The organism is Pseudomonas xanthosomatis (assembly GCF_019139835.1).
Lineage (GTDB): Bacteria > Pseudomonadota > Gammaproteobacteria > Pseudomonadales > Pseudomonadaceae > Aquipseudomonas > Aquipseudomonas fakonensis.
Window position 1 is genome coordinate 853,560 of sequence record NZ_CP077075.1, and the last position, 25,069, is coordinate 878,628.

General features: G+C 64.1%; 19 protein-coding genes and 1 pseudogene. 6 read left to right on the forward strand and 14 right to left on the reverse strand.

What is annotated here, in order from left to right:
• Positions 1-48 precede the first annotated feature (48 nt).
• The 5 genes from mscK to betI all read right to left on the reverse strand — a co-directional run bounded on the left by mscK (position 49) and on the right by betI (position 9,327).
• The gene (gene mscK / locus KSS93_RS03775; RefSeq protein ID WP_217887212.1) at positions 49-3,357 is read right to left on the reverse strand and encodes a mechanosensitive channel MscK; all 3,309 of its coding nucleotides are present in this window, start codon (positions 3,355-3,357) and stop codon (positions 49-51) included.
• Between the two features lie 35 nt (positions 3,358-3,392).
• Positions 3,393-5,135 (reverse strand): potassium/proton antiporter, encoded by a 1,743-nt coding sequence (locus KSS93_RS03780; protein WP_217887213.1) that lies wholly within the window; start codon positions 5,133-5,135, stop codon positions 3,393-3,395.
• A gap of 249 nt (positions 5,136-5,384) precedes the next feature.
• A complete protein-coding gene (gene betA, locus KSS93_RS03785) occupies positions 5,385-7,082 on the reverse strand; it encodes a choline dehydrogenase (RefSeq protein ID WP_217887214.1) in 1,698 nt (565 codons plus the stop codon).
• 77 nt (positions 7,083-7,159) lie between these two features.
• Positions 7,160-8,632, reverse strand: a complete 1,473-nt coding sequence (betB, locus tag KSS93_RS03790; RefSeq protein ID WP_217887215.1) for a betaine-aldehyde dehydrogenase — start codon at positions 8,630-8,632, stop codon at positions 7,160-7,162.
• Between the two features lie 38 nt (positions 8,633-8,670).
• Entirely contained in the window at positions 8,671-9,327 is a 657-nt protein-coding gene (betI, locus tag KSS93_RS03795; protein ID WP_217887216.1) for a transcriptional regulator BetI, read from the reverse strand.
• Between the two features lie 551 nt (positions 9,328-9,878).
• On the opposite strand from betI, the pseudogene KSS93_RS03800 reads away from it, so the two are divergent.
• Positions 9,879-11,404: pseudogene (locus KSS93_RS03800) on the forward strand (BCCT family transporter); the annotation flags it as partial.
• Positions 11,405-11,450: 46 nt separating this feature from the next.
• A complete protein-coding gene (locus tag KSS93_RS26840) occupies positions 11,451-11,807 on the forward strand; it encodes a hypothetical protein (RefSeq protein WP_437182107.1) in 357 nt (118 codons plus the stop codon).
• Positions 11,808-12,026: 219 nt separating this feature from the next.
• On the opposite strand, the gene KSS93_RS03805 is transcribed toward KSS93_RS26840, so the two are convergent.
• The 4 genes from KSS93_RS03805 to gpmI all read right to left on the reverse strand — a co-directional run bounded on the left by KSS93_RS03805 (position 12,027) and on the right by gpmI (position 17,233).
• Positions 12,027-12,788, reverse strand: a complete 762-nt coding sequence (locus tag KSS93_RS03805) for a divergent polysaccharide deacetylase family protein (protein ID WP_217887218.1) — start codon at positions 12,786-12,788, stop codon at positions 12,027-12,029.
• 9 nt (positions 12,789-12,797) lie between these two features.
• Entirely contained in the window at positions 12,798-14,132 is a 1,335-nt protein-coding gene (locus KSS93_RS03810) for a S41 family peptidase (RefSeq protein WP_217840725.1), read from the reverse strand.
• An 86-nt stretch (positions 14,133-14,218) separates the two neighbouring features.
• A complete protein-coding gene (locus KSS93_RS03815) occupies positions 14,219-15,517 on the reverse strand; it encodes a murein hydrolase activator EnvC family protein (protein ID WP_217887219.1) in 1,299 nt (432 codons plus the stop codon).
• Positions 15,518-15,697: 180 nt separating this feature from the next.
• The gene (gpmI, locus tag KSS93_RS03820; RefSeq protein WP_217887220.1) at positions 15,698-17,233 is read right to left on the reverse strand and encodes a 2,3-bisphosphoglycerate-independent phosphoglycerate mutase; all 1,536 of its coding nucleotides are present in this window, start codon (positions 17,231-17,233) and stop codon (positions 15,698-15,700) included.
• Positions 17,234-17,439: 206 nt separating this feature from the next.
• Between gpmI and KSS93_RS03825 the strand changes: the two genes are divergently transcribed.
• From KSS93_RS03825 to secB, 3 genes are read left to right on the forward strand one after another with little or no spacing between them, the layout of a single operon-like run.
• Positions 17,440-17,853: a rhodanese-like domain-containing protein gene (locus tag KSS93_RS03825; protein WP_217840722.1), complete on the forward strand. Its 414-nt coding sequence runs from the start codon at positions 17,440-17,442 to the stop codon at positions 17,851-17,853.
• 1 nt (position 17,854) lies between these two features.
• Positions 17,855-18,109: a glutaredoxin 3 gene (gene grxC / locus KSS93_RS03830; RefSeq protein WP_138220426.1), complete on the forward strand. Its 255-nt coding sequence runs from the start codon at positions 17,855-17,857 to the stop codon at positions 18,107-18,109.
• Positions 18,110-18,149: 40 nt separating this feature from the next.
• The gene (gene secB, locus KSS93_RS03835; protein WP_217840721.1) at positions 18,150-18,632 is read left to right on the forward strand and encodes a protein-export chaperone SecB; all 483 of its coding nucleotides are present in this window, start codon (positions 18,150-18,152) and stop codon (positions 18,630-18,632) included.
• A gap of 163 nt (positions 18,633-18,795) precedes the next feature.
• Here the strand turns inward: secB and trmL are convergent, their stop codons facing one another.
• Entirely contained in the window at positions 18,796-19,257 is a 462-nt protein-coding gene (trmL, locus tag KSS93_RS03840) for a tRNA (uridine(34)/cytosine(34)/5-carboxymethylaminomethyluridine(34)-2'-O)-methyltransferase TrmL (RefSeq protein ID WP_217887221.1), read from the reverse strand.
• On the opposite strand from trmL, the gene KSS93_RS03845 reads away from it, so the two are divergent.
• On the forward strand, positions 19,256-19,693 hold the full coding sequence (locus KSS93_RS03845) for a hypothetical protein (RefSeq protein WP_217887222.1): 438 nt from the start codon (positions 19,256-19,258) through the stop codon (positions 19,691-19,693). The genes trmL and KSS93_RS03845 overlap by 2 nt on opposite strands.
• A gap of 419 nt (positions 19,694-20,112) precedes the next feature.
• Here the strand turns inward: KSS93_RS03845 and ntrC are convergent, their stop codons facing one another.
• The 4 genes from ntrC to glnA all read right to left on the reverse strand — a co-directional run bounded on the left by ntrC (position 20,113) and on the right by glnA (position 24,684).
• Complete coding sequence (gene ntrC, locus KSS93_RS03850; RefSeq protein WP_217887223.1) at positions 20,113-21,549, reverse strand: nitrogen regulation protein NR(I); 1,437 nt, start codon at positions 21,547-21,549, stop codon at positions 20,113-20,115.
• Positions 21,546-22,631, reverse strand: a complete 1,086-nt coding sequence (gene glnL, locus KSS93_RS03855; RefSeq protein ID WP_217887224.1) for a nitrogen regulation protein NR(II) — start codon at positions 22,629-22,631, stop codon at positions 21,546-21,548. Before glnL ends, ntrC begins: the two co-directional genes overlap by 4 nt.
• A gap of 254 nt (positions 22,632-22,885) precedes the next feature.
• Positions 22,886-23,128: a chorismate mutase gene (locus KSS93_RS03860; protein ID WP_217887225.1), complete on the reverse strand. Its 243-nt coding sequence runs from the start codon at positions 23,126-23,128 to the stop codon at positions 22,886-22,888.
• Between the two features lie 149 nt (positions 23,129-23,277).
• Positions 23,278-24,684: a type I glutamate--ammonia ligase gene (gene glnA / locus KSS93_RS03865; RefSeq protein ID WP_217887226.1), complete on the reverse strand. Its 1,407-nt coding sequence runs from the start codon at positions 24,682-24,684 to the stop codon at positions 23,278-23,280.
• Between the last annotated feature and the right edge of the window lie 385 nt (positions 24,685-25,069).

Sequence of the window (25,069 nt, forward strand, 5' to 3'; positions counted from 1 at the left end):
GCGAAGCCCTCGCGGGGATTGTGCACAGAATAAAGTATCCGAGCCTGTTCAGGCCGAACCCGTGCCATCCGATTTCGGCTGTTCCATCGGAATCAACTGCTGCTTGCCACCCTGGGTGTCCATCAGGAACACCTCCACCTGGCGCACCGAGATCTTGATGCCGTGGGCCTTGAACTCGCGGTCGATGTAGCGGTTGACCTCGTCCAGGGTCGGGTTGCGGTCGCCCAGGTCGCGCACGTGCATGCGCAGCTCGTGGTCCAGCGCGCTTTCGCCGAAGTTGAGGAAGTACACGATCGGCTCCGGGTCCTTGAGTACCCGCGGGTTGTCGTGGGCGCCTTTGAGCAGCAGGGCGCGCACCAGGTCCAGGTCCGAGCCGTAGTCGATACCCAGCTTCAGCGTCACCCGGGTGACGGTGTCGGTCAGCGACCAGTTGATCAGCTGGCCGGTGATGAAGGTCTTGTTGGGGACGATGATGTCCTTGCGGTCGAAGTCGGTGATGGTGGTGGCGCGGATGCGGATCTTGCTCACCGTGCCGGACAGGTTGCCGATGGTGATGGTGTCGCCGATGCGCACCGGGCGTTCGAACAAAATCATGATGCCGGAGATGAAGTTGGCGAAGATCTCCTGCATGCCGAAACCCAGCCCCAGCGACAGCGCGGCCACCAGCCATTGCAGCTTGTCCCAGCTCACCCCGAGTGTTGCCAGGGTGCTGACGATGCCCACCCCGACGATCACGTACGACAGCAGCGTAGTGATGGCGTAGGCACTGCCCTGGGCCAGGCTCAGGCGCGACAGCACCAGCACCTCCAGCAGGCCCGGCAGGTTGCTGGCCAGGGCAATGGTGATGCCGGCGATCACCAGCGCGCCGAGCAGGTCGCCGAGGCTGATCGGCACCATGCTGGCGGTGGCGCCGGTGCCGCTGCTGTACTCGTACAGGGTGACGTTGTTGAGGTAGGAGAACACGCTGATCAGGTCGGCCCATACCCAGTACAGCCCGGCGATGAAGCCGCCGAGCAGGGCCAGGCGAATCAGGCGCAGCGACTGCTGGTTGACCTGTTCGATGTCCAGCGTCGGCTCCTCGATCACCACCTCGCCATCCAAACCTTCCTTGGCGGCCTGGCGCTTGCTCAGCGCACGCTGGTAGGCCAGGCGCCGCGCCGCCACCGACAGGCCGCGCACGAATGCGGCCTCGATCACCAGCCAGAACAGCAGCAGGTACAGGGTGTAGATGAGCCGGTCGGTGAGCTTCAGGGCCGTGTAGTAGTAGCCGAAGCACACCGCCACGAACAACGCGATGGGCAGGGCGGTGAAGGCCACCCCGACCGCCTTGCGAAACAGCGAGGTGTCACGGTGCGCCGGGCTGCTCAGCAGCAGGCGGCTGAGCAGCCAGGCCATCAGCGCATAGCAGGTCAGCACCACGCCGATGCCCAGCACGTCGTCGGCCAGCGCCGAGGGCTGGTGCTCGGCCACTGCCACCACGCCCACCAGGGCCAGCACCACGGTGCCCAGGCGGCGCACCCAGCCGCGCAGGAATTCGACCTGCGGCTTGTGCCAGCGGAAGTGGATTTCGGCCACCCCGCCCGGGGCGAGGATGCGATACGCGGTATAGAACACCAGCCAGGCCTGGGCCAGTTGCCACAGGGCGGCGCCCAGGTTGGCGTTCTGCCCGCGGGCGTCGATCTGCAGGGCGTAGCTGCCCAGGGCCAGGGCCAGCGCCAGGGGCATCGCCAGCAGGATGTTGACCAGGATCGCCTGGGGCGTGTGCCACTGGCTGTCGCGCTTGAAGTGGCCGATGTCCTGGTGGACCTTGCCCAGGCGCCGGTACAGCGCCTTGCGCCGCCACAGCAGCGCGCCGATCACCAGCAGTAGCGGCAGGAACAGCAGCGGGCGCTGGATCAGCCCGTCGGCCACTTCGCTTATGCCCGAGCCCCAGGGCAGGCTGGCGACCTGGTCGGCCAGGCGCTGCGGCACAAACTGCAGCCATTCCCAGTCCAGCGGCTTGTTGCTGGGGATCCAGAACATCTGCTCTTCGAGGGTGGTGCGCAGGTTCTGCGCGGTACCCAGCAGCTGCTTCTGGTTCAGCTGCAGGGTGATCGATTCGTTGAGCAGCGCCGAGAGTTCGCGGTTGAGCCGCTCGAGCAGGTCGCTGCGGGTGATCGCCACCTCCAGCAGAGCTTTGCGCAGGGCAGGGCTTGCATCCTCTTGGGGCTGGCTGGCGAGCAGCTTGTCGACGTAACTGGACGGGCTGCTCATCTGCTCGCGCTGCTGGTTGATCTCGAACTGGTACAGGCGGATGTCGGCGATCTGGTCGGCCAGGTCGCGGTCCAGCTTGAGGTGCGGCAGGGCCTGCTTCTGCTTGTAGAGGATCTTGGACAGCAGCAGGCTGCCCTTGAGCACGTTGATCTGCTCGTCCAGCGCCTGGTCGGCCTGGGTCAGGCTGTCGAGCTGCTGCTTGGCGCGCAAGTTCTGCTGGGTCAGCTCGTTGAGCCGGTCGGTGCTCTTGAGCAGGTAGTCGGAGAGCTTGAGGTTGGCCGCGCTTTCGTTGGCCAGCAGGGTGCTGCCACCGGCCTTCTGCGCCTCGATCGACTGCTGGGTGACGGTTTGCTGGGACTGTGCCAGGCGCTTGTTGTTGATCAGCGTCTGCAGGTCCTGGATCTCCTGCTCCAGGCGCGCGGCGCGCTCGATCAGCAGGTCGTGCTGGGCGCTGCCCAGGTCCTGCAGCAGGCTGTTGCCGGCCAGTTCCTGGCGGCGCAGCAGGGTCAGGGCGTTGAGCGAGGCCTGCTCGGCGTTGAGCTGGTTGCGCAGGTCGCTGGTCAGCGGCTTGCCATTGTCCTTGCCGGCCTTGAGCGCGTTGCTGATCTGCTGGATGCGCGTCTGGTTGTTGCTGATTTCGGCCTGGGCGCGCTCGGGGCGGGTCTGGGCGTTGATGATCAGGCTGTTGGCTTCGCTCAGGGCCTTCTGCAGCTCGCCCTGCTGGGTGCTGCGTTCGCTGAGCATCTGCTCGAGCTGCGGCACGTTGAGGTTGGCATAGCGCTGGGTCACCGGTGCGCTGCTGCTGCCCTTGAGCTTGATCAGTTCACGCTGGCTGTCGCGGATCTGCTGGGGTGCGCCGGTCAGCTGCTGCTTGAGGGCGGCGAGCTTGTTCTCGCTATCCTGCTTGCTGGCCAGCAGCGCCAGGGTCTGTTCCAGCACCTGCTGCACGGCCTTCTGCTCGGCTTCGGGCAGCTTGCGCTCGGCGATCTTGTCGAGGCTGGTCTGGATACCGGGGGTGGTGGGTACTTCTGCCGCGCCGGCGGCGAACGACAGGGTCAGGCACAGCCCCAGCAGGGCTGCGCGGCTATACACGCGCAGGGACATAGGCAGAATTCTTGTGCGACGAGGCAAATCGGAGTTTAGAGGAACAACCCAGGGCTCGGCCGGGTTCCTTCGGGGAATCTGACGCCCACTTTCTGGATCTTGTTCCCGTCCATGACCGCGACAGTCCAGATCGTGCTGTGCCATTCGATCTGGTCGCCTACTACTGGAGCGCCTCCGACCTTCTGTCGGATGAACTGCGCCAGCGGCATTTTCGCGTCCAGCCCATCGAGTTTCAGGCCATAAAGCGTGGCTACCGCACCCAGCTCGGCATCGCCTTCGAGTACGAAATCGCCGAAGAAGCGCAGGTCCAGGCCGCGTTGCGGCGCCTGGCTGAACAGCTTGCCCAGCGCCGGCAGGTTGTGTTCGTGGCCGATCACGCAAAGCATGTCGCCCACCTCCAGCACCGTGCTGCCCGAGGGGTGCAGCAGCTGCTCGCCACGAAACAGCGCGGCGATACGCGTGCCTTCGGGCATTTTCAGCTCGCGCAGGGCGGCGCCGATGCACCATTTTTCGGCGCCCAGGCGGTAGACGAACAACTCCCACTCGCTGGTGATGTGTACCTCCAGTGCCGAGCGCGAGATCGGCGCAGGGTCCGGCGGTACGGTGACTTTCAGCAGCTTGGCCATCCACGGCAGGCTCGTGCCCTGCACCAGCAGCGACACCAGCACGATGAAGAATGCCAGGTTGAAGAACAGCTGGGCGTCCGGCAGGCCGGCCATCAGCGGGAACACCGCCAGAATGATCGGCACCGCGCCGCGCAGCCCGACCCAGCTGATAAAGCCTTTTTCGCGACCATGGAACGCCTTGAACGGCAGCAGGGCGGCCACCACCGACAGCGGCCGCGCCACCAGGATCATCCAAAGTGCCAGGCCCAGCGCCGGCACGGCGATGGGCAGCAGGTCGTGGGGGGTGACCAGCAGGCCCAACACCAGGAACATGCCGATCTGCGCAAGCCAGGCCATGCCGTCGAGCATGTGCAAAATGCCGTGGCGGCTGCGGATCGGCTTGTTGCCCAGCACCAGGCCGCACAGGTAAACGGCGAGGAAGCCGCTGCCGTGCAGGGCGTTGGTCAGCGAGAACACCGCCAGCCCCCCGGCCACCACCAGAATCGGGTACAGGCCACCGGCCAGGTTGATGCGGTTGACCAGTTGCAGCATCAGCCAGCCGCCGCCCAGGCCCAGCAGGCTGCCGATGCCGAACTCGCGCAGCAGGTGGGTGAGCAGGCTCCAGTGCAGGCCGGTCTGGCCGCTGGCGATCATGTCGATCAAGGTGACGGTGAGGAACACCGCCATCGGGTCGTTGCTGCCCGACTCGATCTCAAGCGTGGCCGTGACCCGCTCGTTCAGGCCCTTGCCGCCGAGCAGCGAGAACACCGCCGCAGCGTCGGTAGAGCCGACGATGGCGCCGATCAAAAGGCCCTGGATCAGGCTCAGGTCGAACAGCCAGGCGGCGACCATGCCGGTCAGCCCGGTGGTGATCAGCACCCCGACCGTGGCCAGCGACAGCGCCGGCCACAGCGCCACGCGAAAACTTGCCACCCGGGTGCGCAGGCCGCCGTCCAGCAGAATCACGGCCAGTGCCAGGTTGCCCACCAGGTAGGCGGTCGGGTAGTTGTTGAAGATGATGCCGCCACCGTCGACGCCGGCGACCATGCCGACGGCGAGAATGATGACCAGAATCGGGATGCCCAGGCGCGAGGACAGCGAGCTGACCAGGATACTGGCCCCGACCAGCAGAGCGCCGATCAGGAACAGACTGTTGATGGTGCTCGCATCCAAAGGCGTTACTCCGGTACATCGCGGGGGAAAAAGGACCTTGAAAGCGTAGAGCTAGCAGGTCGCGTGCCAATCGATTCTAACCTGATGAATTGGCAGGCTGTAAAGCGTTTCTGCATATGAAAAAAGGCACCTCGAGAGGTGCCTTTTCTTGTGTTGCCGGTGTGGGCCCTTTCGCGGGCAAGCCCGCTCCCACAGGGATAGCTCTGGCCTCAAGGGCAGCGCAGTACCCGCGAAGAGGCCGGTGCAGGCTTACCCCTGCTTCACTTCACGCATCGGCTTGCCCTTCACCGGGGCATCACCGGCCACGTAGTACTTGGCGGTGCTGCGCGGCAATGGCTTGCGGCCACGGATCTTGTCGGAGATTTTCTCGGCGATCATGATCGTGGTGGCGTTGAGGTTGCCGGTGATGATCAGCGGCATGATCGAGGCGTCGACCACGCGCAGGCCCTGCATGCCGTGCACGCGGCCTTCGCCATCGACCACGGCCATGTCGTCGGTGCCCATCTTGCACGAGCAGGACGGGTGGAAGGCGGTTTCGGCGTGCTCGCGGATGAACTTGTCCAGCTGTTCGTCGGTTTGCACGTCGGCGCCCGGGCTGATTTCGCGGCCGCGGTACGGGTCCAGCGCCGGCTGGGCCATGATTTCGCGGGTCAGGCGGATGCCGTCACGGAACTCCTGCCAGTCCTGCTCGGTGGACATGTAGTTGAACAGGATGCTTGGGTGCTGGCGCGGGTTCTTCGACTTGGCCTGGATGCGGCCACGGGCCGGCGAGCGCATCGAGCCCATGTGCGCCTGGAAGCCGTGTTCTTTCACACCGTTCGAGCCGTTGTAGTTAATCGCAACCGGCAGGAAGTGGTACTGGATGTTCGGCCACTTGAACTCGGGGCGGGTACGGATGAAACCGCCAGCCTCGAACTGGTTGCTGGCGCCGATGCCGGTGCCTTTGAACATCCACTCGGCGCCGATGGCCGGCTGGTTCCACCACAGCAGCGACGGGTACAGCGACACCGGCTGGGTGCAGGCGTACTGCAGGTACAGCTCCAGGTGGTCCTGCAGGTTTTCGCCGACGCCCGGCAGATCGTGGACCACCGGGATGTCGAGGCTTTCCAGCAGGGCGCGCGGGCCGACGCCGGAGCGCTGCAGCAGCTGTGGCGAAGCGATGGCGCCGGAGCTGACGATGACTTCCTTGCGGGCGCGGGCTTCGACGCGCTCTTCGCTGTCACCCACCAGGTAGGTCACACCCACGGCGCGCTTGCCGTCGAACAGCACGCGGTCGCTCAGGGCGTGGGTGACGATGGTCAGGTTGGGGCGCTTCTTGGCCTGGTCCAGGTAGCCGCGGGCGGTGCTGGAGCGGCGGCCGTTCTTGGTCACCGAACGGTCCATCGGGCCGAAGCCTTCCTGCTGGTAGCCGTTCAGGTCTTCAGTGCGTGGGTAGCCGGCTTGCACGCCGGCCTCGACCATGGCGTGGAACAGCGGGTTGTTGCCGGCTTTTGGCGTGGCCACGCTGACCGGGCCTTCGCCGCCGTGGTAGTCGTTGGGGCCGATGTCGCGGGTTTCCGCTTTGCGGAAGTACGGCAGGCAGTCGAGGTAGGTCCAGTCTTCCAGGCCCGGCAGTTCAGCCCAGCCGTCGAAGTCCATGGCGTTGCCGCGGATGTAGCACATGCCGTTGATCAGCGACGAGCCACCCAGGCCCTTGCCGCGGCCACACTCCATGCGGCGGCCGTTCATGTGCGGCTCCGGGTCGGTCTCGTAGGCCCAGTTGTAGCGCCGGCCCTGCAGCGGGAAGGCCAAGGCGGCCGGCATCTGGGTGCGGAAGTCGAAGCGGTAGTCGGGGCCACCGGCTTCCAGCAGCAGTACCGTGACGTCGGCGTCTTCGGTCAGGCGGGTGGCCAGGGTGTTACCGGCAGAGCCGGCACCGACGATGATGTAATCGAATTCTTGGGACATGCAAGTACCCTCGTGTTGGCGGTGATCAGGGAGCGGGAACGCCCGTGCGCAGCGGCACGGGCGTGGCTATACGCGGCTTAGAAAACCGAGTTGTAGCCGCCCAGCTCGACCTGGACCGACTTGATGCGAGTGTATTGAGCCAGCGAGCTGACACCGTTCTCACGGCCGACACCCGACTGCTTGTAGCCGCCGACCGGCATTTCGGCTGGCGATTCGCCCCAGGCGTTGATCCAGCAGATACCGGCTTCGAGCTTGTGGATGATGCGGTGGGCGCGGGTGATGTCGTTGGTGCACACGCCGGCGGCCAGGCCGTACTCGGTATCGTTGGCGCGGCGGATGACTTCTTCTTCGGTCTCGTAGGACAGAATGCTCATCACTGGGCCGAAGATCTCTTCCTTGACGATGGTCATGTCGTCGGAGCAGTCGGTGAACACGGTCGGGGCAACGAAGGCGCCCTTGGCGAAATCACCGGCGGTCAGGCGCTCGCCACCGCACAGTACGCGGGCGCCTTCTTCTTTGCCCTTGGCGATGTAGCTGAGCACGCTTTCCATGTGCTGGAAGCTGACCAGCGGGCCAAAGTTGGTGTTCTCGTCTTCCGGGTTGCCGACGCGGATGCGCGCAACGCGCTCGGCGATCTTGGCTTCGAAGGCGGCTTTCATCGAGGCCGGGATGAACACGCGGGTGCCGTTGGTGCACACCTGGCCGGAGCTGTAGAAGTTGGCCATCATGGCGATGTCGGCGGCCTTGTCCAGGTCGGCGTCGTCGCAAATGATCAGCGGCGACTTGCCGCCCAGTTCCATGGTGACTTCCTTGAGCGAGGAGCTCGAGGCGCTGGCCATGACTTTTTTACCGGTGGTGGTGCCGCCGGTGAACGAGACTTTCTCGATGCGCGGGTGCTCGGTCAGCCAGGTGCCGACTTCACGGCCACTGCCGGTCAACACGTTGAACACGCCGTTCGGCAGGCCCGCTTCGGTGTAGATCTCGGCCAGTTTCAGGGTGGTCAGCGAGGTGACTTCCGAAGGTTTGAAGATCATCGCGTTGCCGGCGGCCAGGGCCGGGGCGGACTTCCACAGGGCGATCTGGATCGGGTAGTTCCAGGCGCCGATACCCACGGTCACGCCCAGCGGCTCGCGGCGGGTGTAAACGAAGGACGATTCGCGCAGCGGGATCTGCTCGCCTTCGATGGCCGGTACCAGGCCTGCGTAGTATTCCAGCACGTCGGCGCCGGTGACGATGTCGACGTAGCGGGTTTCGGAGTACGACTTGCCGGTGTCCAGGGTTTCCAGCTGGGCCAGCTCGTCGTTGCGCTCACGCAGGATGTCGACGGCGCGGCGCAGGATGCGCGAACGCTGCATGGCGGTCATGGCGGCCCAGATTTTCTGGCCGCGCTCGGCGCTTTCGACGGCCTTTTCGACGTCGGCCTGGGTGGCACGCTGTACGTGGGCGAGGACTTCGCCGGTGGCCGGGTTGATGGCCTCGAAGGTGGCATCGCTGCCAGCGTCGACGTAAGCGCCATCAATGTAGAGTTTTTGCGTTCCGAAACGGGCCATAAAGTCCTCGCAAGTGCAGTGTGTGGTTGGCTGTCGCGTCACGCCCCCGCCGGTTGGCCGGTGGCTGCGCGCGGCTTGGCTGCGGCCTGGTCTTGTGTGCCCAGGGTCAGCTGTTTAGCCAGTTGTAGATCCATGTATTCGTTAGCAATGCGTATCGCCTGTTCGGTGTCGAATGCATCTCCCGACAGGGCGCCACGCAACCACAGGCCGTCGATCAGGGCTGCCAGGCCGCGGGCTGCCTTGCGCGCATGGTAAAGCGGCAGGGCGCGGCGGAACTGGCAGCACAGGTTGGAATACAGGCGGTGATCGTTGATCCGCTGCAACCTGTGCAAAGACGGCTGGTGCATGCTGGAGGCCCAGAAGGCCAACCAGGTTTTCATTGCCGGGCCGTTCACCTGGCTTGCATCGAAGTTGCCCTCGATGATCGCCTGCAGGTGGGCTCGCGGGCCATCGTCCTCAAGTGCTGCGCGGCGTGCGACAACGCCGTCGCTGAGCATTTTCATGATGTAGCTCATGGTCGCTGCGATCAGGCCGTTCTTGTCCTGAAAGTAGTGACTGATGATGCCGTTCGACACACCGGCCAAACGGGCAATCAGCGCAATGCTGGCGTCCCCCAGTCCCACCTGATCGACCGCCTGCAGGGTGGCTTCGATCAACTGCTGGCGGCGGATGGGTTGCATACCGACCTTGGGCATCTTGCTTTCTCCTCAGGCCTGCGAGCAGACGACAAGCGGCTGACTCGGCGAAGGCCAGTCTATTTTGTTTTGATTGAACGTTCAATCAATAAAGAATAAGCTCTGCGACAATTTGTGCCATTGACAGTTTTTCAGGCGGTCAAAGACGCACGGATTGGCACCCCAGGAAATCGCGTAACCCCCGGAATACAAGGCGTTGACGGGCACGGGCGATGCAAAGGCAGATTCTGCCGCGCGGTCACAGGCTGCGCGGTCGGCCCTTGGAGCGGGCCTGGCGGCTGTGGCGAATGCGCGCACTTCTGACGGATTGCGCAGGTCGAACACGGCTCACCGGTCTGCTTTTTTGCAGCGTTTCGATTCGGGATCACGGTTTCCAGGGTGCTTTTATAACACCTGTAGCAGTGGGGCTATTGCACCAATTGCGCGGGAAATGACTGATTAGCCTCCACTGCCGCACTCCCCGGAGCATTCGTGCAATGAGTTCTGCCTCCCTGACAAAGCCCCCCGCCGAGCGGGTACGGGTCAACCGCGTGGTGTTCTACACCTCGGCGATGATGATCCTCGTTCTGACTGCCCTGCTGATCGCTGTACCTGAAACCGCCGGCGAAGTGCTCGGTGTCGCCCAGAAGTGGCTGACCCGCACCTTCGGCTGGTACTACATGCTGGTGATCTGCAGCTACCTGCTGTTCGTCATCTACCTGGCTTTCTCCGACTTCGGCAAGCTCAAGCTCGGTGGCAAGGACGACACTCCGGACTTCAGCTACGGCGCCTGGGCCGGCATGCTGTTCTCCTCGGGCATCGGTATTTCGCTGCTGTACTTCGGTGCGTCCGAGCCGCTGGACCACTACTTCAACCCGCCTGAAGGCACCCCGGCCAGCCTGGAAGCTGCGCGCCAGGGCCTGCAGCTGACCTTCCTGCACTGGGGCCTGCACGGCTGGGCGATCTACGCCCTGGTGGGCTTGGCCGTGGGTTACTTCGCCTACCGCCACAACCAGCCGCTGGCACTGCGCTCGGCGCTTTACCCGCTGGTCGGTGAGCGCTGGGTCAAGGGCGCCGGTGGCAACGCGGTGGACATCTTCGGCATGTTCGTCACCCTGCTGGGCCTGGTGACCAACCTGGGTATCGGTTCGATGCAGGTAGCCTCGGGCCTGGAATACCTGTTTGGCATGGACCACAGCAAGACCAACCTGCTGGTGGTGATCCTGGTGATGGCCGGCGTTGCCACCGTCGCTGCGGTGTCGGGCGTGGAGAACGGCATTCGCCGCCTGTCCAACCTGAACATCCTGCTGTTCAGCGGCCTTTTGATCTTCGTGCTGCTGGCCGGCAACACCCTGCACCTGTTCAACGGCTTCGTGCAGAACGTCGGCGACTACCTGAACGGCTTCGTGCTCAAGACCTTCGACCTGTACGTGTACGAAGGCGCAGGCGACAAGTCCGAGCGCTGGCTGGGCCTGTGGACCGTGTTCTACTGGGCCTGGTGGATCTCCTGGGGCCCGTTTGTGGGTATGTTCATTGCCCGTATCTCCAAGGGCCGTACCGTGCGCCAGCTGGTCAGCGGCGTGCTGCTGATTCCGCTGGGCTTCACCCTGGCCTGGCTGTCGATCTTCGGCAACACCGCCCTGGACCTGGTGATGAACCACGGCGCCGTGGAGCTGGGCAAGACCGCGCTCGAGCAGCCCTCGATGTCGATCTACCAGCTGCTGGAATACTTCCCGGCGGCGAAGATCGTCATTGGCGTGGCGATTTTCGTCGGCTTCGTGCTGTTCCTTACCCCGGCCGACTCGGGCGCGGTGATGATGGCCAACCTGTCGTGCAAAGGCGGCCAGGTGGACGAAGACGCCCCGCACTGGATGGTGGTGTTCTGGTCGGTGGTGATCACCCTGGTGACCATCGGCCTGCTGTTTGCCGGTAACTTCGAAGCCATGCAAACCATGGTGGTGCTGGCGGGCCTGCCGTTCTCGGTGGTGCTGGTGCTGTTCATGTTCGGCCTGCTCAAGGCCATGAAGCAGGACACGGCGGTGGAGAACGAGCGCGCCGAACTGGCCGCCCGTGGCCGGCGCGGCTTCAGCGAGCGGCTGAGCCAGCTGGACCTGCAACCCACTCAGGCGCTGGTACAGCGCTTCATGGACAAGCAGGTCAGCCCGGCGCTTAAAGAAGCCGCCGAGCAACTGGGCACCCTGGGCTTCGAGGTGGAAACCCGGGTAGGCCAGTCGCGCAACATGATGGGCCTGCGGGTGATGATGGAAGAGGGCAACCCGTTCGTCTACGAGGTGTGTCTGGACGGCTACCTGGCCGCGCCGAGCGAGGCGCCGGTGGAAGGCGAGCCTGAAGTGCGCCAGCGTTTCTACCGCGCCGAGGTGTACCTGCACGATGGCAGCCAGGAATACGACCTGATGGGCTTCACCCGCGAGCAGATCGTGCGTGACGTGCTGGATCAGTTCGAAAGCCAGCGCCAGCTGCTGGGGCGTGTGTACAGCTGATGCTGTGCTGAGGTGCCAGAGGGGCCCGGTTCGCAAGAGCCGGGCCCTTTTTTCGTGGTGCAGGTCAGCGAACGCTTCGACCAGTATTTGCTGGCAGGGGCATGCTGCTGTGGAAATCACGCCGGGCGTGGTGCGCGCGTCTCAGGAGTGGATCGAAATCTACCGTGGCGACCTGCGGGCGGAGCAGATGGAGGGGGCATCTGCTTCGACTGAGCCGGCTCAGCGGTAGCGGCCATGGCTGCCATGGGCGGGCATGGCCTGGTTGCCACGCTGGGCGATCATCTGGCGGATCGGTATCCACTCGATGCCCTGGCTTTTCAGCCGGGGCAGCTCACGCTCCAGCACCTCCAGCGTTTGCGGGTAGGGGTGGCCGATCAGCACCGCCGAGCCCTGCTTGCGCGCCAGGGCGATGCCCTGCTGCAACTGCGCGGTAATGGCTTCAGGGGTGCGCACGTCATCCAGGAACACGTCCCGCGACACATGGGCCAGGCCGATGTCCTGAGCCTTGGCCGCCGCCACGGTGGCAGCGCTGGTGCGGCTGTCGACGAAGAACAGGTGGCGGCGCTGCAACTCGGCCATGAGCCAGGCCATGGGCTCGGGCTGAGAGGTCATGCGGCTGCCCATGTGGTTGTTGATGCCGGCGGCGTACGGCACCTTGGCCAGGGCGCTGTCCAGGCGTTTGCCCAGCTCTTCGATGGGCGTGCCGGGGTGCCAGGCGTAGGGGCCGGTGGCCGGGTCCATGGGCATGTGCAGGATCACCGTCTTGCCGGCCTTGTGGGCCTGGCGGGCGAAGTCGGTGGCGTGGGGAGTGTCGGGCATGATCGCCAGGGTCACCGGCCCGGGCAGCGCGAGGGTGCGGCTGTCGCGTTCGGGGCTTTGCCCCAGGTCGTCGATGATGATGCTCAGGTAGGCCTTGTTGGCCGGCGCCGCTTGCGCGACTCCGGCCAACAGGCAACACAGCAGGAACAACAGATAACGCATGGCCGCAGGTCAATCGCCCTTGGTGATGTTCAGGCCCTTGAGCAGGCTCAGCGCCTGGCTCAGCTGGAAGTCGTTGTCCTGCGGGCGTTCCTTGCGCTTGCTGCTGCCGGTGGGGCGGTCGGCGCCGCCGTTGCCGTTGCCCAGGTGGCCTTGCAGGTCGGCCTCTTTGAAGGTGTCGTTGTCGGCTTCGGCGGTGAGCTTGGCCGGGCGCACTTCGATGTCCGGGACGATGCCCTGGGCCTGGATCGAGCGGCCGTTGGGGGTGAAGTACAGCGCGGTGGTGAGCTTGAGCGCACGGTCGTTGGCCAGCGGCAGCACGGTTTGCACCGAGCCCTTGCCGAAGCTGTCGGTGCCCATCAGCACGGCGCGTTTCTGGTCTTGCAGGGCGCCGGCGACGATTTCCGAGGCCGAGGCGCTGCCGCCGTTGATCAGCACCACCAGCGGTACGCCTTCGCTGGCGTCGGCAGGGTCGGCCGAGAAGCGCAGTTCGGAGTTGGCAATACGGCCCTTGGTGTAGACGATCAGGCCCTTGGTCAGGAAGTGGTCAGCCACTTCCACGGCCGACTGCAGCACGCCGCCGGGGTTGTTGCGCAAATCCAGCACCACGCCACGCAGTTTCTTGCCGTTGTCCTTGCGCAGCTTGGCCAGGGCCTTGCCCACTTCGTCGCCGGTCTTGACCTGGAACTGGGTGATGCGGATGTAGCCGTAGTCGTTCTCCAGCAGCTGGCTCTTCACGCTCTTGACCTGAATCACCGCGCGGGTGAGGGTCACGTCGAACGGCGTGCCGCCGTCGCGTACCAAGGTGAGGGTGATCTTGTCGCCAACCTTGCCGCGCATCTTGTCGACTGCTTCGGTCATGGTCTGGCCGCGGGTCGGGGCGCCGTTGATCTTGACGATCAGGTCACCGGCCTGCACGCCTGCGCGCGAAGCCGGGGTGTCATCGATGGGCGAGACCACCTTGATGAAGCCGTCTTCCTGGCCCACTTCGATGCCGAGGCCGCCGAACTCGCCGCTGGTGCTTTCCTGCAGCTCCTGGAAGTCTTCCGGGCCAAGGTAGGCGGAGTGCGGGTCAAGGTTGCTGAGCATGCCCTTGATGGCGTTCTCCAGCAGGGTCTTGTCGTCCACAGGCTCCACGTACGCGGCCTTGATGCGGTCCATCACTTCGGCGAAGGTGCGCAGCTCTTCCAGCGGCAGCGGTGCCTTGGCGGTCACCTCGGTGGCCGGTACCGCGGCCGGCTTGGCGGCGACGGCTGGCTTGGCCGGCTCGGCGGCAATGGCCAAGGGCGCGCCGATGACCAGGGCGATGGTCAGGGCCAGCTGGGTGAGGCGAGGCGAGTGCAGCATGTCGAACGAACTCCTGATCCTGTTGGCGCCCCCTGGGGGAGCATCGGCGCAGCCTTATATCACCGCGCCGTAAAAGTAGTCGGTACCTAGCCTCGGCACCATTGCGCAGGGTCGGCGGGCCGGCCCTGCTGGCGAATCGCGAAGTACAGCCCGGCGCTGTCCTGGCCACCACTGTCGCCGACGGTGGAGATGGCCTCACCGGCCTTGACCACGTCGCCGGCGCTCTTGAGCAGGCTCTGGTTGTGCCCGTACAGGCTCAGGTAACCGTTGCCATGGTCGAGAATGACCAGAAGTCCGGCGCCGCGCAACCAGTCGGCGAACACCACGCGCCCGCCATGCACGGCGCGCACCTGGGTGCCGGCGCTGGCGCTGATCATCACCCCGTCCCACTTGGCCCGGGCATCGCTGCCGCGCGCATCACCGAAGCGTGCCAGCAATCGACCATTGACCGGCCATGGAAGTTTTCCGCGCGCTGCAGAAAATGCACCGCCATAGTTGGCGCCGTCGCTGGAAACCACCGGGCCCAGGGTGGTGCGGGCCTTTTTCGGCGGCTCTTCGGGTTGTTCGTCGCGGGCGGCGGCCAGGGCCTGCTCCTTGCGGCGTTTTTCTTCTTCCTGCCTGGCCAGCAGCGCACGCTGGCGGGCTTCTTCAGCTTCGCGGGCCTGGCGGGCGAGGGTCTCTTCGATGGTTTTCAGCACCTTGGCCAGATCAGCCTGGTCCTGTTCGCGGGCCTGCAGCTTCTGGTCGCGCTCTTTCAGGTCGCTGTTGAGCTTGGCCAGCACCTGCTGGCGCTTGTCGCGCTCGCTGAGCAGGGCCTGGCGGCGGCTGTCGAGGTCGGCTTGCTGGGTGAGCAGCTGTTCCTGCTGGCGGCCGATGTCCTGCTCGACGTTGGCCAACTGGCGCAGGGTTTCGTTGAATGCCCGCAGTTGCTCGGTGCGGGCCTTGCTGAGGTAGTCGTAGTAGGTCAGGGTGCGGGCAAATTTCTCGGGGTTCTGCTGGTTGAGCAGCAGCTTGAGATATTCCTCGCGGCCGTTGTTCTGGTAGGCCGAACGGGCCTGGATGGCAATCAGGCGTTGTTGTTCAACGCGGGCGCTCTGGAGTTTTTTTTTCTCGTGGTCAAGGCGCTCCAGCTCGCCCTCGGTCTTTTTTAGCTCTTGCTGCAACGCCTCCACCTGCTTTTCGAGGTTGCCGATGTCGGTCTCGGTGCTCTTGAGGTCTTTTTGCACGCCGGACTTTTCGTCCTGGAGCTTGCCCAGCATCTTTTTCAGCTCGGCGATGTCCTGGCGGGTGGCGTCCAGCTGCTGCTGGGTCTGTGCGCGATCGTCGGCGGCGAAGGCCGGGGCGAGCAAGCATGACAGGGCGAGTAATAAAAGGGCGCGAAGCATGGGGTTGGGCGTACCAGGGATGGAGACCGGCCTAGTATGCCCGCCCGTCGCGGCAAAAAAAACGCCCCGCGGCAGATGCGGCGGGGCGTTTGTCTGGAATTCACCTGCTTTGTGAGCCAATCGCCGGCAAGCCGGCTTCTACAGGCGCGCATTCACTTGTGGGAGCCGGCTTGCCGGCGATCAGGCGTCGACCAGAATCGAAGTGCCGGTCATTTCAGCAGGCTTTTCCAGGCCCAGCAGCTTGAGCATGGTCGGTGCCACGTCGGCCAGCACGCCGCCGTCGCGTACCTTGACCTTGCGCTTGCCAACATAGATGAACGGCACAGGCTCGGTGGTGTGGGCGGTGTGGGCCTGGCCGGTGCTTTCGTCTTCCATCTGCTCGACGTTGCCGTGGTCGGCGGTGATCAGCGCTTCGCCGTCGACCTTGGCCAGCGCCTCGACGATGCGCCCGACGCAGGTGTCCAGCGCCTCGACGGCCTTCACCGCCGCCGAGAACACGCCGGTGTGGCCGACCATGTCGCCGTTGGCGTAGTTGACCACGATCACGTCGTAACGCTGCTGCTCGATGGCCTCGACGATGCGGTCGGTCACCTCGGGGGCGTTCATTTCCGGCTGCAGGTCGTAGGTGGCGACCTTCGGCGACGGAATCAGGATGCGCTCTTCACCTTCGAACGGCTCTTCGCGCCCGCCGGAGAAGAAGAACGTCACGTGGGCGTACTTCTCGGTTTCGGCGATGCGCAGCTGGGTCTTGCCGTTTTTCGCCAGGTATTCGCCGAGCACGTTGTCCAGGCTGGCCGGGGCGAACGCGGCCGGGGCCGGGATTTTTGCCGAGTACTGGGTCAGGCCGATGAAGGCTGCGACTTTTGGCAGGCGCGCGCGGGGGAATTCGTTGAAATCGGGCTCGACGAACACGCGGGACAGCTCGCGAGCACGGTCGGCGCGGAAGTTCATGAACACCACTGCGTCGCCGTCTTCAACCTTGACCGCATCGCCGATGCGCGTGGCCTTGACGAATTCGTCGCTCTCGTCGCGGGCGTAGGCGGCTTCAAGGCCGGACAGGGCGGTGGGTGCGGTGAATTCGGCGGTGCTGTCGACGATCAGGTTGTACGCGGCGCTGACACGGTCCCAGCGGTTGTCGCGGTCCATGGCGAAGTAGCGGCCGATCAGGCTGGCGATGCGGCCCTTGCCGAGCTTGGCGAAGGTGGCGTCGAGCAGTTCGATGGACGACTGCGCGCTGCGCGGCGGGGTGTCGCGGCCGTCGAGGAAGGCGTGCAGGTAGATTTTTTCGGCGCCACGTTGCGCCGCCAGCTCGGCCATGGCCACCAAGTGGTCCTGATGGCTGTGCACGCCACCATCGGACAGCAGGCCAAGAATGTGCACGGCTTTGCCGGCACCTACGGCCTTGTCCACGGCGCCGGTGAGTACCGGGTTTTCGAAGAACTCGCCGTCGCGGATGGCCTTGGTGACCCGGGTGAAGTCCTGGTACACCACACGGCCGGCGCCCAGGTTCATGTGACCGACTTCGGAGTTGCCCATTTGCCCGTCTGGCAGGCCGACATCCATGCCGGAACCGGAGATCAAACCATGCGGCTGGGTGGCGCGCAGGCGGTCGTAGACCGGTGTGTTGGCGGCGTAGATGGCATTGTATTCGGGGCTTTCGCTATGACCGAAGCCATCCAGGATGATCAGAACCAGAGGTTTAGGCGTACTCGTCATCAATCAAACTCACGGTTGTTCAAAGATGATAAAGACACGCATTTTAGGGCAAATACGCCACCTGCGGCGAATATTCCTCCCCTTGCCCGACCAGTGCAGTCGGATTTGCAGCATGAAGCCTGCCATCCCTCCGGCCTGCCGGGCTTTGGCGGTCATGGGGGGCTGTGTATACTGGCCGCCATTTTCAATCGCCTGGAACACCCCCGATGGTTGCTCACCTGATTCAATTCGCGACAGATCACTTCATCCTGGTGGCGATCTTCGTCGTTCTGCTGGTACTGCTGCTGATCAACGAAGTGCGTCGTGGCGGCCAGAGCCTGAGCACCGGCCAGCTGACCGCGCTGGTCAACGCCGACAAGGCCCTGGTGATCGATATCCGCCCTGCCAAGGAGTATTCCGCCGGGCACATCGTCGGTGCGGTGAACATCCCGCAGGACAAGCTGGTCAGCCGTATGGCCGAGCTGGAAAAGCACAAAGAGAAGACCCTGATCGTCGTCGACGCGATGGGCCAGCAGTCCGGCACCATCTGCCGCGAGCTGCTCAAGGCTGGTTACACCGCTGCCAAGCTCAGCGGTGGCGTATCCAGCTGGAAAGCCGATAACCTGCCCCTGGTGAAGTGATATGAAGCCCGTCATCGTCTACTCCAGCGACTACTGCCCCTACTGCATGCGCGCCAAACACTTGCTCCAGAGCAAGGGCGTGGCGTTCGAGGAGATCAAGGTCGACGGCAAACCGCAGGTTCGCGCCGAAATGAGCCAAAAGGCCGGCCGTACCTCGGTGCCGCAGATCTGGATCGGCAGCACGCATGTCGGTGGTTGCGATGACCTCTATGCCCTGGAGCGCGCCGGCAAGCTCGACGCGCTGCTGGCGGCCTGATTTCGCACTGCATTCAAGAACATTAGGAAAAGGATCTGCCATGACTGATCAACAGAACAACGGCGCCGCCGAAGCCAACGGCCCGCAATTTTCCCTGCAGCGCATCTACGTGCGCGACCTCTCGTTCGAGGCCCCGAAAAGCCCGCAGATCTTCCGTCAGCAGTGGGAACCGAGCGTTTCGCTGGACCTGAATACCCGTCAGAAAGCCCTGGAAGGCGACTTCCACGAAGTGGTGCTGACCCTGTCGGTGACCGTCAAGAACGGTGACGAAGTGGCCTTCATCGCCGAAGTGCAGCAGGCCGGCATCTTCCTGATCTCGGGCCTGGACGCCGCGTCCATGAGCCACACCCTCGGCGCGTTCTGCCCCAACATCCTGTTCCCGTACGCCCGCGAGACCCTGGACAGCCTGGTGACCCGTGGTTCGTTCCCGGCGCTGATGCTGTCGCCGGTCAACTTCGACGCCCTGTACGCGCAAGAGATGCAGCGCATGCAGGAAGCTGGCGAAGCGCCGACTGTGCAGTAAGACTGCCGGTCTTGAAAAAGCGCCTCTCGGGGGCGCTTTTTTGTTGCTTGTACCGGCCCTTTCACGGGCAAGCCCGCTCCCACAGGTACTGCACAGGTTTCAAGGTTGATGCAGTCCTTGTGGGAGCGGGCTTGCCCGCGAAGAGGCCATGACAGGCTAAAGATCAGCTCCCGGCAAAGCCGTTCTGCCGCCAGGCCTCGTACACCGTCACCGCCACGGTATTGGACAGGTTCAGGCTGCGACAGCCCGGGCGCATCGGCAGGCGCAGGCGCTGCTCGGCCGGCAGGCTGTCCAGCACCTCTGCCGGCAGGCCGCGGCTCTCGGGGCCGAACACGAAGGCATCGCCGGGTTGGTAGGCGACTTCGTGGAACGGGTGCGAACCCTTGGTGGTGAAGGCGAACAGCCGCGGGTTGCCGAGGCTTTCAAGGCAGGCGGCCAGGCTTTCGTGGCGCTTGAGCGTGGCATACTCGTGGTAGTCCAGCCCGGCGCGGCGCAGGCGCTTGTCGTCCAGTTCGAAGCTGATCGGCTCGATCAGGTGCAGGGCGCAGCCGCTGTTGGCGCACAGGCGGATGATGTTGCCGGTATTCGGCGGAATTTCTGGTTGAAAAAGGATGACGTGAAACATGCACGGCTCCAAGCATGAAGATGACGGGCATTCTACCTCCGAACCCGATGTGCGTTCGAAGGCCATGCCGCGGATGATCCTGTCGCTGGCGCTGGTCGGGGTGATGGTCGGGCTGATGATCGGCCGCCTGACCGCGCCGGACGAGCTGGTGCTCGAGCAGGTGGCGGTGGTGCAGGACGGGTTGGATCTGTGGTTCAACGAAGAACCACCGCTGCATGGCGAGAATGTCGAGGGTACCGTGGCCGTGGTGTTCCAGGCCGAGGGCAAGAGCCAGCGCGGGCAGTTGATGCTGCAGGGCAAGCCGGTGGGGTGGCGTTTGCAGAAGAGCCAGGAGGGTCTGCTGCTGACCCTGATTGCCGCGCGCCCCCTGCGTGGCGAGTGGGCCGGTGCAGAGGACGCGGGGCGCTGGAAGGTGCAGGTGAGGCTGCACGAATAAAAGAGGGGAATTCCCGGCCTGCCTGTACCGAGGTCCCCAAAGCAGGTGTTGCTTGAATAAAAAGGGGATTTCCCGGCCTGCCTGTACCAGGGTCCCCGAAGCGGGTGCATTGCTGCGAATAAAAAGGGGATTTCCTGGCCTGCCTGTACCAAGGTCCCCGAAGTGGGTGTCGCTACGAATAAAGAGGGGGGATATCCCGGCCTGCCTGTACCGAGGCCCCCGAAACTGGAGATGTATTACTTATTGCAGGGGGCGTGCCAGTTTTGTGAAGCCCGTAAATAAAGGGCTTTGAGGGGGATTTGGCCGGTTTTTCAGGGGGTTTTTGCCTTCGCGAGGTGCAGCAGGCACAGGAACGGTGCATGGGCTCGAAACGACTGGGGCCGCAAAGCGGCCCCAGTGGTGATGAAGTCTGGCTAAGATCAGTGCTCGTCGCCGTCATCATCCTCGGCGCCGTCCACCTTCATGCCCAGCTCCTTGATCTTGCGGGTCAGGGTGTTGCGGCCCCAGCCCAGCAGCACGGCGGCATCGCGGCGCCGGCCTGCGGTGTGCTTGAGGGCGGTCTCGATCATGATCCGCTCGAAGCTGGGCACGGCGCTGTCGAGCAGGCTCGACTGGCCGCGGGCCAAGGCCTGGTCGGCCCACTGGCGCAGGGCCTGCTCCCAGTTGGTGACCGGTGCGGCGTCCGATGGCAGGTTGAGCAGCTCTGGGGGCAGGTCGCCCACCAGCACCTCGCGGCTCGAGGCCATCACGGTGATCCAGCGGCAGGTGTTTTCCAGCTGGCGCACGTTGCCCGGCCACGGCAGGTTGCGGATGAACTCTTCGGTTTCCGGCTTGAGCAGCTTGGGCTCTACCGCCAGTTCCTGGGCGGCGCGGCCGAGGAAGTGACGGGCCAGGGCCGGGATGTCCTCGCGCCGGTCAGCCAGGCGCGGGATATGAATGCGGATTACGTTCAGGCGGTGGAACAAGTCCTCACGGAACTTGCCGGCTTGCACCAGCGATTCGAGGTTCTGGTGGGTGGCGGCGATGATGCGCACGTCCACCTTCACCGGCACGTGGCCACCGACGCGGTAGAACTCGCCATCGGCCAGCACCCGCAGCAGGCGGGTCTGGGTATCGGCCGGCATGTCGCCGATCTCGTCGAGGAACAGGGTGCCGCCGTCGGCCTGCTCGAAGCGCCCGCGGCGCAGGTTGGCGGCACCGGTGAAGGCGCCCTTTTCATGGCCGAACAGCTCGGACTCCATCAGGTCCTTGGGGATCGCCGCCATGTTCAGGGCGATGAACGGCGACGCTGCCCGCGGGCTGTGGCGGTGCAGGGCGTGGGCCACCAGCTCCTTGCCGGTACCGGATTCACCGTTGATCAGCACGGTGATGTTGGAGTGGCTCAGGCGGCCGATAGCGCGGAACACCTCCTGCATCGCCGGCGCTTCGCCGATGATCTCGGGCGTGCGGGTGAGGGCCTGGGGCACGTCCAGCCCCTGCTGCTCCTGGGCATGCTGGTTGGCACGCTTGACCAGCGACACCGCCTCGTCCACGTCGAACGGCTTGGGCAGGTACTCGAAGGCGCCGCCCTGGTACGAGGCTACGGCGCTGTCCAGGTCGGAATGGGCGGTCATGATGATCACCGGCAGGCGCGGGTGCTGCTCGCGGATCTGCGCCAGCAGGTCGAGGCCGCTGGCCCCCGGCATGCGAATGTCGGAGATGATCACGTCCGGCTGCTGGCGCGCCAGGCGGCCCATGACGCCGTCGGCGCTGTCGAAGCTCTGGGTGTTCATGCCCTCTTGCTGCAGGGCTTTTTCCAGCACCCAGCGGATGGAGCGATCATCATCGACGATCCAGACGGTTTCACTTCGGCTCATGAGGCGTTGGCTCCTTGTTCCAGCGGCAGGTAGATCGAGAACGCGGTGTGGCCAGGGTGGCTTTCGCACTCGATCAGCCCCTGGTGCTGGCTGATGATGTTCTGGGTGATGGCCAGGCCCAGCCCGGTACCGTCCGGGCGGCCGCTGACCATGGGGTAGAAGAGGGTGTCCTGCAGCTCGGCGGGGATGCCGGGGCCGTTGTCGATGATCTCGACCCGCGCCACCAGGCGGTGGCGCACATGGCCGATGGTGAACTGGCGTACTGCACGGCTGCGCAGGCTGATGCGCCCCAGGCGCAGTTCGTTCTGGCCGCTGATGGCCTGCATGGCGTTGCGCACGATGTTGAGCACGGCCTGGATCATCTGCTCGCGGTCGATCAGCACGTCGGGCAGGCTTGGGTCGTAGTCGCGCACCAACGTGATGCCGCCCTGGGTTTCGGCCTCCACCAGGCTGCACACGCGTTCCAGCACTTCGTGGATGTTGGTCATGGCCAGCGACGGCAGCTTGTTCGAGCCGAGCATGCGGTCGACCAGGTTACGCAGGCGGTCGGCCTCTTCGATGATCACGTTGGTGTAGTCGCGCAGGCCGTCGCTGGGCAGCTCGCGGGCCAGCAACTGCGCGGCGCCGCGAATGCCGCCCAGCGGGTTCTTGATTTCGTGGGCCAGGCCGCGCACCAACATCTTGGTGGTTTCCTGCTTGCTCAGCTGGGCCTCTTCCTTGGTGATGCGCAGCAGGCGGTCACGCGGGTGCACCTCCAGCAACAGCAGGGTGTTGCCCTGGTGCAGGATCGGCGTCACGGCGTAGTCGACGGTGATCGCCTGGCCGGTCAGCGAGGTCAGCTGGGCTTCGCGCTTGGTGAACGGGTGCGCCTGCTCCACCGCCTGGCGCAATGAGTTGAGCGCCTCGGTCGATTCGGTGAACAGTTCGCTGATGAACTGCCCATGGCTGCGCTGGCCGCTGACGGCCAGAAGCATCTCGGCGGCCGGGTTCATGTACTCAAGGCGCAGCTCGGCATTTAGCAAGAGCGTGGCCGTGGTCAGGTTGTCCAGAAGCAGACGGTGCTGTGCATCGCTGATGGTCATAAGGCGTCGTTGACCTCTTTTGGCGCCTGCCTGCCCGGTGCATGCCCGGGGCAGGGGCGCTATGGATCCGCTGATGCGAGAAAAATGCAAGAAACAAACCAAGGCTCCGAAAAGAAGCGGAATTTCCTGATAAAGACCTTGAAGTGCGCAAATTCGGCTCAGAATTCACGGGTTTATCGTTTCACTTGACCCGTTTTGGTGTGCAGGGCGGGTGCATGAATGGATTAGTGCACCAATATAGAGCATTGCATGCATTACTGTTTTCGGCACACCTGCCCGGTGGCGCGAACCTGTGCCAGCACATCGGCCTCCCGTACAGGGACCTGCACCGGTATGTCGTGCGCCCATTTGTGTCGGGCAACCGAGCTTGCCAGCTCCAGGCGCTTTTCGATGGCGCTGAGCAAGGGGGCGAATTCGACATGGGAGGACGGTGGGGCGCTGCATCCTGGCAGGGCAAGGGCCAGGCACAGCGAAAACAGGGCAGGGGTGTGGCGCATGATGATCTCCTTATACCGGGAGACCACAGTGTTGGGCAGCAGGGGGCAGGCCGCTTGCAGGACGCTTCTGAAACAAAGGAGCGAACAAACAAAAACGGCCTTCCGAAGAAGGCCGTCTCAGAGGTTATCGACGCCAGGCGCCGATCACATCAGCAGCTGTAGTACAGCTCGTATTCCAGCGGGTGCACGAAGGTGCGGACCTTGATTTCTTCTTCGCTCTTCAGCTCGATGAAGGCATCGATGAAGTCGTCGGAGAACACGCCGCCCTTGGTCAGGAACGCACGGCCTTTGTCCAGCTCTTCCAGGGCCTCTTTGAGGCTGCCGCAAACCTGCGGGATGTCCTTGGCCTCTTCTGGCGGCAGGTCATACAGGTTCTTGTCGGCGGCATCGCCTGGGTGGATCTTGTTCTGGATGCCGTCCAGGCCAGCCATCAGCAGGGCCGCGAAGGCCAGGTACGGGTTGGCCGATGGGTCCGGGAAGCGCGCTTCGATACGGCGGGCTTTCGGGCTGCCGACGTAAGGAATGCGGATCGAGGCGGAACGGTTGCGGGCCGAGTAGGCCAGCATGACCGGGGCTTCGAAGCCTGGGACCAGACGCTTGTACGAGTTGGTCGACGGGTTGGTGAAGCCGTTCAGGGCCTTACCGTGCTTGATGATGCCGCCGATGAAGTACAGGGCGGTGTCGGACAGGCCGGCATAGCCTTCGCCGGAGAAGGTGTTCTTGCCTTCTTTCCAGATCGACATGTGCACGTGCATGCCCGAGCCGTTGTCTCCGTACAGCGGTTTCGGCATGAAGGTGGCGGTGCGGCCGTAGGCGTCGGCAACGTTGTGCACGACGTATTTCAGGGCCTGTACTTCGTCAGCCTTCTTCACCAGGGTGTTGAACTTGACGCCGATTTCGTTCTGGCCGGCAGTTGCCACTTCGTGGTGGTGAACTTCGACGGTCTGACCCATTTCTTCCAGTGCGTTGCACATGGCAGTACGGATTTCGTGGTCGTGGTCGAACGGCGGAACCGGGAAGTAGCCGCCTTTGACGCCCGGGCGGTGGCCTTTGTTGCCGCCTTCGACGTCAGCACCGGTCATCCACGAGCCTTGCTCGGAGAAGATCTTGAACATCGAGCCGGAGATGTCCGACTGGAACTTCACTTCGTCGAAGATGAAGAACTCAGGCTCTGGGCCTGCGAAGACGGTGTCACCGATGCCGGTGCTCTTCAGATACTCTTCGGCGCGCTTGGCGATCGCACGTGGGTCGCGATCGTAGCCCTGCATGCTCGACGGGTCGACGATGTCGCAGGTGATGATCAGGGTCGGTTCTTCGGTGAACGGGTCCAGTACGGCGGTTTCGTCGACCGGCATCAGGATCATGTCCGATGCTTCGATGCCTTTCCAGCCAGCGATGGAGGAGCCGTCGAACATCTTGCCGACTTCGAAGAAGTCTTCATCCAGGCCATCACGCGCCGGCATGGTCACGTGATGCTGAGTGCCTTTGGTGTCCGTGAAACGCAGATCAATCCACTTGACGTCATGATCTTTGATGAGTTGAACCGACTTCGACATGTTGTCCTCCGGATGGTCTAGGGTGCGTCACAACGCTGCCCTGGAAAAAGGGTGTCGCCGGGCGCGGATAGTCGGCCAAGCTTACCTGCCTCACAAGGGAGCAAATTGCATGCCAGTGCCCGAAAATGGCGAGGGCGGGATAAAAGGGGGCGTTTGCGGGCATTTGGCGGTGGGCGGCAGAGGAAAAGCGCACCGCAAAGATGCGTTATTTGGCGTTAAGGCACCATTATGGTGCACTCCTTGAGTGGTGTGCTTCGTTTGAGGGCCCTTTCGCGGGCAAGCTCGCTCCCACAGGGTCTGGCATGGCCTAGAGAAGTTGCACGGTCCCTGTAGGAGCGGGCTTGCCCGCGAAAGGGCCGGAACAGGCGGCACAAAACGCAACCCC